The organism is Acidocella sp., from assembly GCF_028687955.1.
Classification (GTDB): Bacteria; Pseudomonadota; Alphaproteobacteria; order Acetobacterales; family Acetobacteraceae; genus Acidocella.
The window spans coordinates 1-15,733 of sequence record NZ_JAQTZC010000025.1 but is presented as its reverse complement, the minus strand read 5'-3'; the positions used below and the strand labels follow the sequence as shown (position 1 = coordinate 15,733).

The following is a 15,733-nucleotide window of genomic DNA, read 5'->3' as shown; positions in this document are numbered from 1 at the left end:
ACGTAAACAGTCACGCCGCCAGGGCCATTTCGTCCTGACGGATGAAGCCGGATTCGATCAGCGGGTCGTAGAAGGAGTCGATCAGCGCTTCCACCGCGGCGCCGCTGTCCAGCCGGTTCATCTGCGCGCGGAAGGCGGCCGAGCCGCGCAGCCCGTGGCTGTACCAGGAGACATGTTTGCGCGCGAGGCGCACGCCGCCCTTTTCACCGAAATGCGCGCGGATGGCGGCGTAGTGGCGCAGGAGGATTTCCTTCTGCCCGGCCAGGGTTGGCGGCGCGGGGAGTTCGCCGGTACGCAGATAATCCGCCACCTGCTTGAGGAACCACGGGCGCCCGTAGGCGCCGCGGCCGATCATCACGCCGTCAGCCCCCGAGCGGCGCAGCGCCTCGGCGGCTTTTGGCCCGGAGGTGATGTCGCCATTGACGATGAGGGGGATTTGGACCGCGGCCTTGACGTGGGCGATGAAATCCCAGTCGGCCACGCCCTCGTAGAACTGCTGGCGGGTGCGGCCGTGCACAGTGACCATGGCAATGCCCGTATCCTGAGCGATGCGCGCCAGGGTGGGCGCGTTCAGGCTGTTATGGTCCCAGCCCATGCGCATTTTGAGGGTGACGGGCACATCCACCGCCCGCACTGTGGCGGCAAGGATTTTACCGGCCATGACTTCATCGCGCATCAACGCGGAGCCGGCGGCCTGGCCAAGCGCCACTTTTTTCACCGGGCAGCCGAAGTTGATGTCAATAAGGTCCGCGCCGTTGGCAACCGCGATACGCGCGGCCTCGGCCATGGCATCAGGCTCGCAGCCGGCAAGCTGCACCGAGGACGGACCGCCGCCGGCCACCACCTCGGCCATACGCATGGTATTGCGGTTCTCGCGCACCATGGCCCAGGAGGCGATCATCTCGGAGACCACCAGACCAGCGCCGAGCGATTTGGCCAGGGCACGAAACGGCAGGTCAGTGACGCCGGAAAGCGGCGCCAGGATGACCGGGGTTTCCAGCGTGACCGCACGCGGCCCGCTCCCCAGGGTGATCGGCTTAATCAGAGGAGGAGAAGCATTGCTCATGATTTGGGCAAACTACCCGCCGCACGCGGCGGACGCAATCACCTATTGGACAAATACATGGCATGGTTGACGGCAGACCATGGCGGCTTCACATCTGCGGCGGATTATATGGGAGAGACTGGCATGATTCCGCGCATCGGTACCGGGTTTGACGTTCACGCCATGGCGGAAGGACGCCCCATGATCATCTGCGGCGTGGACATACCCTTCGAGAAGGGATTGGCCGGGCATTCGGATGCCGATGTGGGCATCCATGCGCTGTGCGACGCGATTTATGGCGCGCTGGCTGAAGGCGACATCGGGCGGCATTTTCCCCCCTCCGAGAACACCTGGAAAGACGCCGACAGTGCGCGGTTTCTGCGCCATGCGGCGGAGCGGATCGCCGCGCGGGGGGGCAGGCTCGCCAATGCGGATGTCACCATCATCTGCGAGCGGCCGAAAATAACCCCGCACGCGCCGGCGATGCGCGCGCGGCTGGCGGAGCTGCTGGGCGTGGGGATCGAGGCGATTTCAGTGAAGGCGACGACCACCGAGCGGCTGGGATTCACCGGCCGGGGCGAAGGCATCGCGGCGCAGGCGGCGGTGATCGTGCTGGTGCCAGCATAGAACGCGGCATGATGATGCAGCATCATAACTTTAATGGCGTAAGCAATGAAAAACAGTGCATTCTCCTGCGCTAAACCGCATTGCTGCACTGCGCAAAAGTTTGTTGCGGCGGAGGCGTCTCCCCGCATATAAAAGATTCAGCAGGATGAGCTTGCTCTCCTGCTTTCTTGGACGTTTCCTCCCTAAACTTGGCGGCGCTGCATGCGCCGCCTTTTTTTTGTCCAGGTTTTGTCCCCAAATTTTAACCACGGCGGCCTTGCATGGCGCCTGGCTTCCGGAAAGCCGCGAAGAAAGTGAGGGGCTTCTGTTGCCCGGTGCCCCCCGAACCGCGCTTAGCTGCTGTTTAGGCAGCGACCGCGAATGCTACGTTGTTATCGTTCGCATTTAAGTTATAGCCCGATAACGGCGGTACAATGCCGGGCAAAAGGTGGGTCTTTACCACGCGTGTCGAGTCTGTTTCACCCCCAAATAACCCGAAGCGTCCCGATGACGAAGCGCGCGAGCGCGTAGCCTGAATCGGGCCGCCCGGAAGAATTGGTGGAGGTGCCGGGTACTGCCCCCGGGTCCACAACGATTATTCCACGCACCGTTTATCACCATAGCCAGCAAGCTGGCAGAACCTATATAGGCGCGTTATGAGGGATATGAAAGAGAGAGATTCATGACCCTCACGCCGGAACAGCAAACCGAGATAAAAACCGCGCGGAGTGGTGCCACGCCGACGCTGCGCCCCACCGTGCCAGCGCTGGAGGCCATGCTCTTCACTGCCATTCCGGTGCTGGACCATGGGTTTGTCCGGGTGGTGGACTATATGGGCGACGATTCCGCCGTGGTGCAGGCTGCGCGGGTCTCCTACGGGCGGGGCACACGCAAGGCGCTGGAGGATGAAGGGCTGATCCGCTACCTCATGCGCCACCACCACTCCACGCCGTTTGAAATGTGCGAGATCAAATTCCATGTAAAGCTGCCGATTTTCGTGGCACGGCAGTGGATTCGCCATCGCACGGCGAATGTGAACGAGTATTCGGCGCGCTACTCGATTCTGGACAAGGATTACTACATCCCCGCCCCCGGGCAGCTTGCCGCGCAGTCCGCCGACAACCGGCAAGGACGTGGCGAGGTGCTGGATCAGCCAACCGCGGAGCGGGTGCTCAACCTGCTGCGCGCGGACGCGGAACAGACCTATGGCCATTACGAGGAGATGCTGGGCGAGGAGACCGGCCTGGCGCGCGAGCTGGCACGCATCAACCTGACGCTGAACACCTATACGCAATGGTATTGGAAGACGGATCTGCACAATCTCTTCCACTTTCTGCGCCTGCGCGCCGACAGCCATGCGCAATACGAGATAAGGGTTTATGCCGAGGCGATGATGGAGACGGTGAAGGCCTGGGTTCCGCTCTCCTACGGTGCGTTCTGCGATTACCGGCTGGGCGCGGTGACGTTTTCGGCGAAAATGATGACGGTGCTGAAGAAGCTGCTGGCCGATGAGCCGGTGGAACAGGCCAGCTCCGGGCTCTCCAAGCGCGAATGGGCCGAGATGCTGGCTGCGCTCGGGCGGTAACCTCGGGCGGGAACAAAAACGGCGCCCGTGGGGCGCCGTTTCAGCAAGGACAGGATTAGGATTAGCGGCTGTTACGCTGGCCGAAGAGTTGCAGCAGGAACATGAACAGGTTGATGAAGTTAAGGTAGAGGGTTAGCGCATCATAAACACTGCGCTTGTTGGCCATTTCCACCCCGTAGGACGAGCCGTATTGCAGGTAGCTGGTTTTGATCCGCTGCGTGTCATACGCGGTGAGGCCAGTGAAGATGAGCACGCCGAGGATGCTGACCGCGAAGGCGACCGCCGGTGACTGCAGGAAGATGTTCACCACCATGGCGATGAGGATGCCGATGAGGCCCATCATGAGGAAGCTGCCCATGCTGGTGAGATCTCGCTTGGTGGCGTAGCCGTAAAGGCTGGTACCGGCGAAGGTGCCCGCCGTGACGAAGAACACCTCGGTGATGGAGGTTTGGGTATAGACCAGGAAGATGTTGGTCAGGCTGGCGCCCATGGTGGCGCAAAAGGCCCAGAATAGCGCCTGCGCGGCGGTGGTGGAGAGCTTGTTGACGCCGAAGCTGAGCACCATGACGAAGGCCAGGGGGGCGAAGATGCTGATATAGGCTAAGCCGGATGGGGCGCGCACCATGGCGCCGCTCGCGGTCTGCACCAGAGGGTAGAAGGCGTTCATGAGGCTGGTGTGCGAGATGCCGAAGGCGACCAGGCCGGTGAGCACCAGGCCGGAGGCCATCCAGTTATAAACGCGCAGCATATAGGCACGCAGGCCCGCGTCCAGCGCGGCGCTGCCAAAGGCGGCATAGCCCGGCTGGGCTGTGCGGTAGGAATTGGCGTTCGGATCATAAGCCATGGAATTTATTCGCTCCTCAAAATAGCCGTTCGGCCATGCGCTACAGATTTGTTGTTTCTGATTATATTTCAAGTGACAACGAGGTTATCCCGCGAGAAAGACACCACGCACATAGGCCAGAAAAACACTGCTGCCCTTGACCCGCATCAAACCGGGCCGGCCAAGGGCAGGATTTAAGCGTCAGCGGCGCCACCAGCCGCGTTTTTTCTCCACGGCCGGCATATCCTCACCGCTGATGACAAGCGGCTTGACCAAGGGTTCCCGCCTGGTTTCATCGACGCTTGCAGATGTCTGCGCCAGAACGGGCGCGGCCGGGGCGGCTTCCACGGTTGCTTCCACGGTTGCTTCCTGTGAGGCGGGCTGTTGCACAACGGGGACCGGCGGGGCAATTGCCGGCTCGGACACCACCTGCGCCAGATCGCGAAGGCGCAGGCGCTGTTCCTCGGCGCGCTCGGCGGCCTCGAAAATATCCGCGACATCGGCAAACACAGGCTCAGCCGGGGCAACGTCCGCGGAGGGCGCCTCATCCTCGCCGGTGCGGCGGCGGCGGGTGCCGCCACGGGTGCGGCGGCGGCGCGGGGCCGGTTCCTCGACAACGGCCAGCATCTCGGTTTCTCCGGCGGGTTCACCCAACTCGGCGGCCATCACGAGGTCGATCTCGGTCGGCTGGTCATCCGCCACGGCTGGAGCGGCTTCGGGCTCGGGTGCGCTCTCGCCTTCTGCCTCCCCCTCTGTCCCCGCGGCGGGAACTTCCGCGCCGTTCTCGCCACGGCGCTTGCCGCGGCGGCGGCGGCGGCGGCGCTTGCGCTCGCCTTCCTCGGCCGTATCGCTGGCGTTCGGCGCGTCGGAATCGGCCTCTTCCACCGCAGCTTCGGTTTCAGCCTCCTCCTGCACGGGGGCGGCACGCTCCAAACTGCGCTCCGGGGTGATCGGCCCGGTGTAGGAGGCGGGCGCCACCACCGGCGCGGTGATTGTCTGCGCACGGATTTTCTCGATGCGGAAGCTGGTGCCGGTCATCGTGGAATCAGGCGTGAAGACCACGCGCATGGCATAACGCGCCTCGATGGCGGAAAGCCGCTCGCGCTTGTGGTTGAACAGGTAGAAGGCGATTTCCGGCGGCAGCACCACGGCGATTTCGGCGGCGCGGAACTTGCCGCCCTCGTCCTCGATGGCGCGCAGAATGTGCAGCGCCGCACTCTCGGGGCTGCGGATATAGCCCATGCCCGCGCAATGCGGACAGGTGATGAGGGACGCCTCGGTGAGCGAGGGGCGCAGGCGCTGGCGGCTCATCTCCATCAGGCCGAAATGGCTGATCGAGCCGATCTGGATGCGGGCGCGGTCGTTCTTGAGCGAGTCTTTCAGCTTGCGCTCGACCGCCGTGTTGTTCTTGCGGCTCTCCATGTCGATGAAGTCGATGACAATCAGCCCGGCCAGATCGCGCATGCGCAGCTGCTTGGCCACTTCCTCGGCGGCTTCCAGGTTGGTGCGCAGGGCGGTGTCCTCGATGCTGCGCTCGCGGGTGGAGCGCCCGGAGTTCACATCGATGGCGACCAGCGCCTCGGTCTGGTTGATGACGATATAGCCGCCCGAGCGAAGCTGCACGATCGGGTTCAGCATCGCGTCGAGCTGGGCTTCCACCTGGTAGCGGGCGAACAGCGGCTGACCCTCGGTCCACAGCTGCACCTTTTTGGCGTGGCTGGGCATGAGCATGCGCATGAAGTCCCTCGCGGCCTTGAAGCCCTCCTCGCCATCGACCAGCACTTCCTCCACGTCGCGCGTGTAAACATCGCGGATGGTGCGCTTGATCAGGCTGGCTTCCTCGTAGATGAGCGCCGGGGCCACGGATTCCATGGTGCGCTCGCGGATGTCGTCCCACAGGCGGAGCAGGTATTCGCAGTCGCGCTTGATCTCGGGCTTGGGTCGGTTGGCGCCGGCGGTGCGCACGATCAGCCCCATGCCATCGGGCACGTCCAGCTCGGCCATGGCCTCCTTCAGGCGCCGGCGGTCAGCCACCGAGGTGATCTTGCGCGAAACGCCGCCGCCGGAGGGCGAGTTGGGCATGAGCACGGAGAAGCGGCCCGCCAGGGAGAGATAGGTGGTGAGGGCTGCGCCTTTGTTGCCGCGCTCCTCCTTTACCACCTGGATCAGCATGATCTGGCGGCGGTGGATGACATCCTGAATTTTGTAATTGCGCAAAAAGCGCTGGCGCTGGCGGCGCTCGCGCGCCTCGGCGGCATCGTCACCATCGCCGCCCAGGTTTTCCGGGGGCGGGGCGGCGGGGGATTCATCGGCATCATGGCCGTTGGCCGGTTCGGCTTCGCCCTCGGCGGTGTTTTCGGCGCCCTCTCCGGCCTCCTCGACGGCAGCGAGGTCACCCGCCAGTGCGCTCACGGCCTCGCCAGCTTCTTCGGGCGGCGGCGCGGAGATGATTTCAATCGGCGTGACGCTCAGCGCCTGCGCGGCGGGCGCTTCTGAGGCTTCCTCCGCAGTCCCGGCGGATGCGCCGTCCTGCGCGGGGGCTTCGCTCTGCGCCTCGTGTGCTTCGGCGGCGCGGGCTTCCTCGCGCTCGTCCTCGGCCTGCATGGCGAGCAGACGTTTGCGGTCCGCGACGGGGATCTGGTAATAATCCGGATGGATTTCACCAAAGGCCAGGAAGCCGTGGCGGTTGCCGCCGTATTCCACGAAGGCCGCTTGTAGGCTGGGTTCGACCCGGATAACCTTGGCGAGGTAGATATTGCCTTTTATCTGCTTGCGGTTGGCGGTCTCGACGTCGAAATCCTCAAGCCGGTTGCCGTCCAGTACCACCACGCGCGTCTCTTCCGCGTGGCTGGCGTCGATTAACATTTTTTTGGTCATTTAAATGGGAGCTCCGCTGCGCGGCATCCGCGGGCAGCCAGGAGCCTGCTATGGCTCTCAATGCCGCGACGCCGCGATTTTGATGTAAGTTAAGGGGTGCAGACCGGAGCCACGCCATATCCGAACGGAAAAAATTAAAGTCGGTCGGCAGAGCGGTCATCGGTCCTTGATCTCGTAGGCAGGGGCTTGCGCGCCAGGCCATGTGGGTATTCCTCAGGGTTCGGGTGGCGGAAACGGCCGGAAAAGGCCAAAACCCGCTCTTAGTCGAGCACCTGAGGTGTTGATGGCGGAAATAACGCGCATCCGCAAGGGGGTTGTTCCGCCAGGCGTTTGCCATCAACATAGTTCTACAGCATGGCAACAGGAGAATTTGTGGGTAAAATCGCCTGCGTCGCACTTGTCCGCAATGAGGAAAAGCACATTGCCGAGTGGCTCGCATGGCAATTCCTTATTGGGTTCGACACTGTTCTCCTCCTCGACAACCGCTCCACCGACAACACCGCCGCTCTCGCCAGCACTTTTGCCTCCCGGTGGGATATACGGGTTGTCGACTGGCCGATGCGTACACCTGATTACCAAACCAGGGCGTACGACCATGCCATCAGCCTGCTCAAAGCCGAATTTGAGTGGATGGCCTTCTTCGATACCGACGAATTCCTGGTGCTGGACAGCGGGCTGGAGCTTAAAACCCTGCTGAATGCACGGCCGGAATCGGCCATTGCTATCCCCTGGGCCCTGTTTGGCTCCTCGGGGCACAGAGACAAGCCCGATGGGTTGGTCATAGAAAATTTCCTGCACCGCGCCGCGGCCGATTTTCCGCCCAACCGGCAGGTCAAATCCATCATCCGCCCAGGCCACACGAGCGGCCCGCTCAACCCCCATGCCTTTGAAGTACAGGGCTATTATGTAGACATACTGGGGCGGTTTCTGGCTTGGTCGAACGCCGGTACCCTTCATGCGCCGCCAACCTATGAAGGCGCCAAGCTCCATCATTATTTCACCCGCTCCCATGCGCACTGGCTGGAAAAACTGGAGCGCGGCTACCCGGACCGCACGCGCGCAGAAAGTGACTTTACCGATTTTGACCGTAACGAAGTGTTCGACGACTCCGCCATGCGATATGCCGCGCCTCTGCGTGCCGAGCTGGCGCCGCCCATGAAAGCATCATTACCGCCCCTCCCCTCTGCTTTGCGCCTGGGCATCGCCATCACCACCTTCAACCGGCGCGAGCTGGTGGTTGATCTCGCCGCGAAAATTCGCGCGCTCACGGCTGGCCCATATGAGCTGGTTGTTTGCGACGACGGCTCAACCGACGGCACGGCGCAGGCCCTACGGGCGATGGGCGTGCGTGTTATCAGCGGCACCAATCGCGGTATCGCCTGGAACAAAAATCGCGGCATTTATTATCTGCTGCATGTCGCGCAATGCGATGTCATTATTCTGCTTGACGATGACATCGTGCCCGTGACCCCGGGCTGGGAGGCGGAATGGATCGAGGCAGCCTGGCGGTATGGGCATGTGAATCACGCCCATCCGGCCTATAAAAACTCACTCGTTGCCGGTGCGCTCACGGCCGCCGATCCGGGGCTGGCATCCACCATTCCGGGCTGGGCATTGGCGTTCAGCCGTTTTCTCCTGGCGGACATCGGCTACATGGACGTGCGTTTCGGCCGGTACGGCCATGAGCATTCCGATTTATCGTTCCGCGCGCTGCGAACCGGGCATGGCGGCATTACCGTGCAGGAGGCCACGGGGCAAACGGCGCTGTTCTATGTCATCGGCGGCGGGTTGCAGGGAGTGCCTTCTGTGACGTCCGGAACCGAGGCGGAGCTGGAAGCCAATGGCAGATTGCTTATGGAACTGGGCGCCGAGCCGGTTTATCGCCACGCTTGGCGCGACGACGGGCAAATGCGCGCGTTTTTGACCGAGATCGCCAAAGCGGCGCCCGGCGCATTTACGCCCATCATCCTGCGCCAGAATGATTTTGCTTCCCTGGAAGCCTACCGGCACGCGCAAAGCCCGGCCTCTCCTGAACATCCGGCGGATGACGGTAACATCAGCCATGGCAAGCCGCTCACGCAAAGCCCCATGCCAGCCGATACCCCCTGGTGGCAAATAGACCTTGGCGGGTTCGCCACCATCCGGGAAATACACATCCACGCCGCGCCGGGTGAAGACTTCAGCCTCGGCGTCTCCATCGACGGCGATTCATGGGTAGAAATCGCATGCGCACGGAATGCACCGCCCCCCTTCATCTGGGCTGGCCCTGGCACGGCCTGGGCGCGGTTTGTGCGCGTCACCCTGCTGGGGCGCGACTACCTGCATCTGGATCAGCTCGAGGTGTTCGGCGCCATGACCCATCCGGGCGGCGCGCTCTGAGCGGCTTGCCTGAAGCGCGCCAGCCCCTCGCTCTCGCCCGCCTGGGCAAATGCCTCGCAGAGCAGCGGCGCGTATTCGGCGATTGGAATCTCCCGCAGGGCGCTGGCGGGGGCAAACCAGTCACGCGGCGGGTGTTCCTTGATGACGGCTCTTATACCAGCCCGCCAAGAGCTTGACTCTCTGGGTTTGGTGGCGGGCTGGTATAACCTCTTGATTTTGCGCGCGGCCGCCCCACCAGCCCCGCGCGCATACCAGTCAGCCTTAAGGCTGACTGGTATTATATAGGCGGGCCGGGCCAGCACCGAATGCGCCAAATTTGTGTCCCCCCTTGCTTTCAGACGTCTCCTTGCGGCATCAAACATAGGAAAACAACCGTTAAGGAGTCCGCTAAAATGTCCGACGCCCGCACCCCGGCCAACGGTATCCGCCCCGCCAGCGTTTTGTATGATTTCGTGGTGAACGAGGCGCTGCCCGGTACAGGGGTTGACCCGGACGCCTTCTGGGCGGGTTTCGCAGCTGTCATCAAGGAATTCTCAGCCACCAACGCCGTGCTGATGGCCAGGCGCGACAAGCTGCAGGCGCAAATCGACGCCTGGCACCTAGCACACAAGGGCCAGCCGCATGATGCCGCCGCGTATCAGGCGTTTTTGCGCGAAATCGGCTATCTGCTGCCCGATCCCGCGCCCTTTACCGTGGATACGGACCGGGTGGATGATGAGATCGCGCATATCGCCGGGCCGCAGCTGGTGGTGCCGGTGAACAACGCCCGCTATGCGCTGAATGCCGCCAATGCGCGCTGGGGCAGCCTGTATGATGCGCTGTACGGCACCGATGCGATTCCCGAAACCGAAGGCGCCGCCAGATCCGCCGGGGGGCTGAACAAGGCCCGCGCGGCGCTGGTGGTGGCACGCGGACGCGCCTTTCTCGACGCGCATTTCCCCCTGGCGGATGGCAGCCATGCCGATGCGCGGGCTTACCGCGTACATAACGGGCACCTGGCCGTGGTGCTGCCCAGCGGCGAGGTTGGCCTGAAGGACGGCGCGCAGTTCGCGGGCTACACCGGCGAGCCCGGCCAGCCCAAGGGCGTACTGCTGAAGAACCATAATCTGCACGCGGAGCTGGTGATCAACCCGCAGAACGCCATCGGCCGGGATGACGCGGCCGGGGTGGCCGACATTATCATGGAATCGGCGATCAGCACGATCATGGATTGCGAGGACAGCGTTTCCGCAGTGGATGCGCAGGACAAGGTGGATGTGTACCGCAACTGGCTCGGGCTGATGCAGGGGACGCTGAGCGCGCCGGTGGAAAAAGACGGCAAAACATTCCAGCGCAAGCTGAACCAGGACCGCGTGTACACCGCGCCGGACGGCGGCACGCTCACCCTGCATGGCCGCTCGCTGATGCTGGTGCGCAATGTCGGCCACCACATGCTCACCGATGCGATACGCGATGCGCAGGGCAACGAGGTTCCCGAGACCATCATCGATGCGGTGATCACCTCCCTGATCGCGATGCATGACCTTGAAGCACGGCGCAACTCGCGCACCGGCTCGGTTTATATCGTGAAGCCCAAGCTGCATGGGCCGGAGGAGGTGGCCAACGCGGTGGCACTGTTCGGCGCGGTGGAAAAACTGCTTGGCCTGCCCGCCAACACACTGAAAATGGGCATCATGGACGAGGAGCGCCGCACCAGCGCCAACCTGAAAGCATGCATCGCGGCGGCGAAGTCGCGCGTGGTGTTCATCAACACCGGCTTCCTCGACCGCACGGGCGATGAGATCCACACCTCCATCGAGGCCGGGGCATTTTTGCCCAAGGACGATATCAAAAACCAGCCGTGGATCAAATCCTACGAGGACCGCAATGTGGACTTCGGCCTGGAATGCGGATTGCAGGGGCGCGCGCAAATCGGCAAGGGCATGTGGGCGGCGCCCGACCAGATGGCGGCGATGCTGGAACAGAAGATCGCGCACCCGCGCGCGGGCGCCAACACCGCCTGGGTTCCCTCGCCCACCGCTGCCACGCTGCACGCGCTGCACTACCATGCGGTGGACGTGTTCGTCCGCCAGGACGAGCTAAAATCCCGCCCGCCCGCCAGGCTGGAAGACCTGCTGACCATCCCGCTGGCGGACCGGCCGAACTGGAACCCTAAGCAAGTGCAGCAGGAGCTGGACAACAACGCGCAGGGGCTTCTGGGCTACGTGGTGCGCTGGGTGGACCAGGGGGTGGGCTGCTCAAAGGTGCCGGATATTCACGATGTGGCGCTGATGGAAGACCGCGCGACGCTGCGCATCTCCTCGCAGCATATCGCCAACTGGCTGCACCACGGCATCGCGAGCAAGGAACAGGTGATGGAAACCCTCAAGCGCATGGCGCTGGTGGTGGACCAGCAGAACGCGAGCGACTCGGCGTATAGGCCGCTCGCCCCCGGCTATGATGGCCCGGCCTTCGCCGCCGCCTGCGAGCTGGTGTTCGAGGGCCGCAACCAGCCCAACGGCTATACCGAGTTCGTGCTGACCCGCCGCCGCCGCGAGGCGAAGGCCGTGGGGTGAAGCCTGCCGCTGGTGAGCAACTACGCCGGGGCGATCATCAACGTGTCCTTCCAGGAGACGCAGGCGGAAAAGGTGACATTCTACGCCCCGTGATGGCCGGGCTGGTGTACCGCTTGGCGGCGCCGGTTCCTGCTCAACCAGAGGCTGGTGCGGCTGGATGTGCGCAGCCACGCTTCGCTGGCGCCGCAAACCGCCTGAGGCGGGGTTCAGCCCGGCTGCGCCGTTTCGGGTTCGCCGCCGGCCAGGGCTTCATCCACCTTGGCATGGAGCTCCAGGTGAAGCTGGTGCAGCTCGGCCATTAAAATCTGCATATCCTGCACGGTTTCCATCACTGCGTCGTGCTGCTCCTTGGCCAGTTTGTCCGAGGAGCGCGCGGCCAGGATGGTGCCCACCCCCAGCAATGGCAGGGCCACAAGCTGCAAGACGCCGGAGCTGGCGTATTGCACGAAGGGCATTGCGGCCGGCCATTTCAGCGGCAACAGGGAAAATACCAGGCAGAACCAGAAAAACCCCATGGTCGCGAAAATCTGGTTCGAGCGGATGGCGATTGTATCGTTGATCCTGGATATTTTATCCAGCGGCAGTTTTTTGACGACTTCAGGCGGTTTCAACGGTTGATCCTTTTGTGATGACGCGGAACAAACCATAAATCAGCCGATTCGTCGCGCCGGAAATTTACCGCACCGAGATCGACACCGGCGCGAAGACCATCGCGCGGCGTTCCACCGGGGGCGGCGGACGGCGGCAGCAAATGATCCAGTAGGGCAGTACGACCAACAAGGTCCAGACAAAGTTGAATGCCAGTTGCTCACGCCCTTCAACCGGGAGCTGGAAGGGAAAGGATGCCAGGTCCAGCAGCCAGAGGGTGCGCCACAGCAGGCCGGTGACGCGGGCGGCGGGCATGAATGCCTGATGCTTCGGCTCGCGGGCCTCATGCGCGCGTATTTGCAGAAACGTGGCGATGACCATGATGCCGAGGCTGAAGGCGTCCTGGTAGAAATCAGTGCCGGGAAACGTATCAAACCGATGAATCCACACCACCCCTACCCCGGCGCCGAGCACGGTGCAGACTTTGGCCACCGTATAGAGCGGGATGGCAAACAACTGCCCGGCCAGATTGACCACCGGCTGTAACGCCCGGTCAATAATGAAATCGTCAACCGCCTTGGCGAAGGTGATGAGTTTGCTGGCCAATTTTGCGCGTCCCCTCCTGCCCTATTCTTCCGCGTTCAGTGCTCGCCGTAAAGAAAATTCTGCCGATTTGAGTTTTTGAGCAGCCTCCGCCGCCGGTAGGCCGCGCAACAGCATCAGCGCCGCCGTCTTCACATGGTCATGACACTGCGCCAGTGCAATGCGCGCGGCGGTTTCATCGGCGCCGGTGATGTCCATCGTCATACGCAGGGCGCGGCGGCGCAGTTTTGCGTTGGTGGCGCGCATGTCCACCATGTAGGGGCCGAACACCTTGCCCTGGCGCAGCATCACCGTGGAGGAGAGCGTATTGAGTGCGATTTTCTGCGTGGTGCCGGCGGAGAGCCTGGTTGAACCGGCGATCACCTCCGGGCCGGAGGCAATCTGCACAGCGATCTCTGCCAATTCGGCCAGGGGAGAGCCGGGGTTGTTCACAATCGCCCCGGTGAGTGCGCCAAGCCCGCGCGCATAACGCACCGCGGCCAGGGTGAAAGGCGTGGCGCCGGAGGCCGCGATGCCGACCAGCGCATCGGCGGCGGTGAAATGATGCGCCCGCAGCGCGGCAGCACCGGCCTGTGTGTCGTCCTCGGCCCCCTCCGCCGCCTGGATGAATGCTGCCGTGCCGCCGGCCAGTAGCGGCACGATAATCCCCGGCGGCAGGCCGAAGGTTGGGCCGCATTCCACCGCATCCAGCAGGCCCAGACGCCCGGAAGTGCCAGCCCCGGCATAAAACAGCCGCCCGCCCGCCCGCAGCCTTGCCGCCACCGCATCGGCCAGCGCGGCCAGGGCGGGAGCCACGGCGTTCAGCGTGGATTGCGCCGCCGCCTCTTGCGCCAGAAACGCCCGGATGATTTCCAGCGTTGGCCGTTCGTCGAGATCCGCCAGCGCCGCCTGCGCCGCCTCGGTGCCGCGCGGCGTGGTTAGCGCAGGGGTGGCGGCCCCAGCGGTCCACACCCGTTGTATGGAAAAATCATCGCCCCACCAGATGATGTCCGCCCGCTGGCCGGGTGCCAGCCGCCCACGGTCAACCAGCCCCAGCGCTTCGGCGGGGCGGGAGGTGGCGGCGGCCAGCGCGGTCTCGGGCGGTACGCCGTAAGAGATCAACCGCCGCACGCCCTCATCGAGCGTGATCCCCGCCCCGGCAATGGTGCCATCAGCGCGCAGCCCCACCCCCTGCGGGCCGAGCCGGGCCGGCGCGCCGCCAAACTCACGCACCGCGCCTGGCTCCAGCCCGGCAAGCAGGATCGAGTCGGTCACCGCGATGGCGCGCGGACAGGCGGCGAACGCCAATTTCAGCAGCAGCGGGTCCACATGCACGCCATCGGCGATGAGGCAGGGGGACAGCCGCGCGTCGTTCAACGCCACCCCCGGCGCGCCAGGGGCGCGGTGGTGCAGCGGCGGCTGCGCGTTGAACACATGCGTGACCATGCGCGCGCCCGCATCCACCCCGGCACTCATCTGCGACGCCGTGGCATCGGTATGCCCCAGCGAGACCGTTACCCCCGCTGCCGCCAGGCGCTGGATCGCCGCCAGCGCGCCGGGAAGCTCGGGCGCCAGGGTGAGCAGGCGCAACACCGCGCGCATTGGCGGCATCGCCAGCAGCTCATCCAGCGCCGCCGCATCGGGCAGGCGCAGGTGCTGCGCCGGATGCGCCCCGCGCCGCGCGGGCGCCAGAAACGGCCCCTCCAGATGCAGCCCGAGAATCGCCCCGTGCCGCGCCATGGCCCCGGCCACATTGGCGGCGGCGGCATGTAGGACTTCCAGCGGCGCGGTTATCACGGTTGGCAGCACCGAGGTTACGCCGCATTCCGCCAGTTTCGCGATGTAGCCGTCCCACTGCGCCGGGGTTGCTGTTGCGCAATCCACGCCGAAGGCGCCGTTGTTGTGCAGGTCGATAAGCCCCGGGCTGAGAAAGCCATGCGTGAGGCAAATATCAGCCTCCACATTCCCGGAAAAAATTTTTACGATCCGTCCATCGCGGATTTCAACGGCGCCGGGGCCGGTGAAGGCGCCGCCGGAGACTAGGTTAGGCGCGGAGATGATCATATTTTTCCACAGAAGCTGGTGCCGGGTGCGGGATTTTAACCCCCGGCCTTCGGTTTACAAAACCCAAAAAAACTCAACTGCTGGCCTAATGATTTTCAAACTGTGCCTTTCGGGCCGGTGGGTTATACAAAACTGAGGCATCATTGACCGGTGAAGGTCGTGTCCCCGCTGGTGGTGTAGGTTGCCGGTTATCGGCCTGCCGTAGCGACCAGCGCAACGGCTACCGCGATCGCGACTGGGAGACCCGGCTGGGACAGTCGAGTTGCGCATCGTGCGGGTCATACCTCATCAGGGTGATAGAAACCTCTGTCCTTCAGTCAAGCTCCCCCATAGTCCCACCTGTTACGGTGAGGACGACATGCGAACCTTATAGCACGGGGACTTGATAGCATGGGGACTTGCACTGGCGGAATGAGCAGCCGCCGGAAAATCACGGTGTGACCAAGCATCCCCACACCGAAAGAGCCGCCCCCATGAAAACCCGCACGATCGCGGTCAACTCAATCCCAAAAAATTATTTTTGCCACGTATCATACTGCCGCAGGCAAATCATGAAGCCGAGAGCGTGATTGCTTTACATCAATCACGCTCTCGGGATGTTTTGGCGGGCAAGTTCAGGCGGCAAACAC

Annotated in this window: 10 protein-coding genes, 1 other RNA gene and 1 pseudogene; 5 read left to right on the top strand and 7 right to left on the bottom strand. The window is 63.5% G+C overall.

Features of this window, described 5'->3' with window-relative positions; translation table 11 throughout:
- Positions 1–10: 10 nt before the first annotated feature.
- Entirely contained in the window at positions 11–1,066 is a 1,056-nt protein-coding gene (dusB, locus tag PHE40_RS05075; protein ID WP_299958928.1) for a tRNA dihydrouridine synthase DusB, read from the bottom strand.
- Between the two features lie 123 nt (positions 1,067–1,189).
- Here dusB and ispF point away from each other — a divergent pair.
- Positions 1,190–1,672: pseudogene (ispF, locus tag PHE40_RS05070) on the top strand (2-C-methyl-D-erythritol 2,4-cyclodiphosphate synthase); the annotation flags it as partial.
- 292 nt (positions 1,673–1,964) lie between these two features.
- On the opposite strand, the gene ssrA reads toward ispF, so the two are convergent.
- Positions 1,965–2,326: a transfer-messenger RNA gene (ssrA, locus tag PHE40_RS05065) on the bottom strand.
- A gap of 7 nt (positions 2,327–2,333) precedes the next feature.
- On the opposite strand from ssrA, the gene thyX reads away from it, so the two are divergent.
- A complete protein-coding gene (gene thyX / locus PHE40_RS05060; RefSeq protein WP_299958925.1) occupies positions 2,334–3,236 on the top strand; it encodes an FAD-dependent thymidylate synthase in 903 nt (300 codons plus the stop codon).
- A 61-nt stretch (positions 3,237–3,297) separates the two neighbouring features.
- Here thyX and PHE40_RS05055 read toward each other — a convergent pair whose 3' ends face one another.
- Entirely contained in the window at positions 3,298–4,080 is a 783-nt protein-coding gene (locus tag PHE40_RS05055) for a Bax inhibitor-1/YccA family protein (protein WP_299958922.1), read from the bottom strand.
- A 180-nt stretch (positions 4,081–4,260) separates the two neighbouring features.
- The gene (locus tag PHE40_RS05050; protein ID WP_299958919.1) at positions 4,261–6,936 is read right to left on the bottom strand and encodes a ribonuclease E/G; all 2,676 of its coding nucleotides are present in this window, start codon (positions 6,934–6,936) and stop codon (positions 4,261–4,263) included.
- A gap of 354 nt (positions 6,937–7,290) precedes the next feature.
- Between PHE40_RS05050 and PHE40_RS05045 the strand changes: the two genes are divergently transcribed.
- From PHE40_RS05045 to PHE40_RS11025, 3 genes are all read left to right on the top strand, one after another.
- Positions 7,291–9,315: a glycosyltransferase gene (locus tag PHE40_RS05045; protein WP_299958916.1), complete on the top strand. Its 2,025-nt coding sequence runs from the start codon at positions 7,291–7,293 to the stop codon at positions 9,313–9,315.
- Between the two features lie 392 nt (positions 9,316–9,707).
- Positions 9,708–11,870, top strand: a complete 2,163-nt coding sequence (locus PHE40_RS05040; RefSeq protein WP_299958913.1) for a malate synthase G — start codon at positions 9,708–9,710, stop codon at positions 11,868–11,870.
- 12 nt (positions 11,871–11,882) lie between these two features.
- On the top strand, positions 11,883–11,963 hold the full coding sequence (locus PHE40_RS11025; protein WP_408838616.1) for a hypothetical protein: 81 nt from the start codon (positions 11,883–11,885) through the stop codon (positions 11,961–11,963).
- 113 nt (positions 11,964–12,076) lie between these two features.
- On the opposite strand, the gene PHE40_RS05035 is transcribed toward PHE40_RS11025, so the two are convergent.
- From PHE40_RS05035 to murQ, 3 genes are all read right to left on the bottom strand, one after another.
- A complete protein-coding gene (locus PHE40_RS05035; RefSeq protein WP_299958910.1) occupies positions 12,077–12,481 on the bottom strand; it encodes a hypothetical protein in 405 nt (134 codons plus the stop codon).
- A 64-nt stretch (positions 12,482–12,545) separates the two neighbouring features.
- Positions 12,546–13,064, bottom strand: a complete 519-nt coding sequence (locus PHE40_RS05030; protein ID WP_299958907.1) for a hypothetical protein — start codon at positions 13,062–13,064, stop codon at positions 12,546–12,548.
- Between the two features lie 21 nt (positions 13,065–13,085).
- Positions 13,086–15,104, bottom strand: a complete 2,019-nt coding sequence (murQ, locus tag PHE40_RS05025) for an N-acetylmuramic acid 6-phosphate etherase (RefSeq protein WP_299958905.1) — start codon at positions 15,102–15,104, stop codon at positions 13,086–13,088.
- Positions 15,105–15,733: the final 629 nt, after the last annotated feature.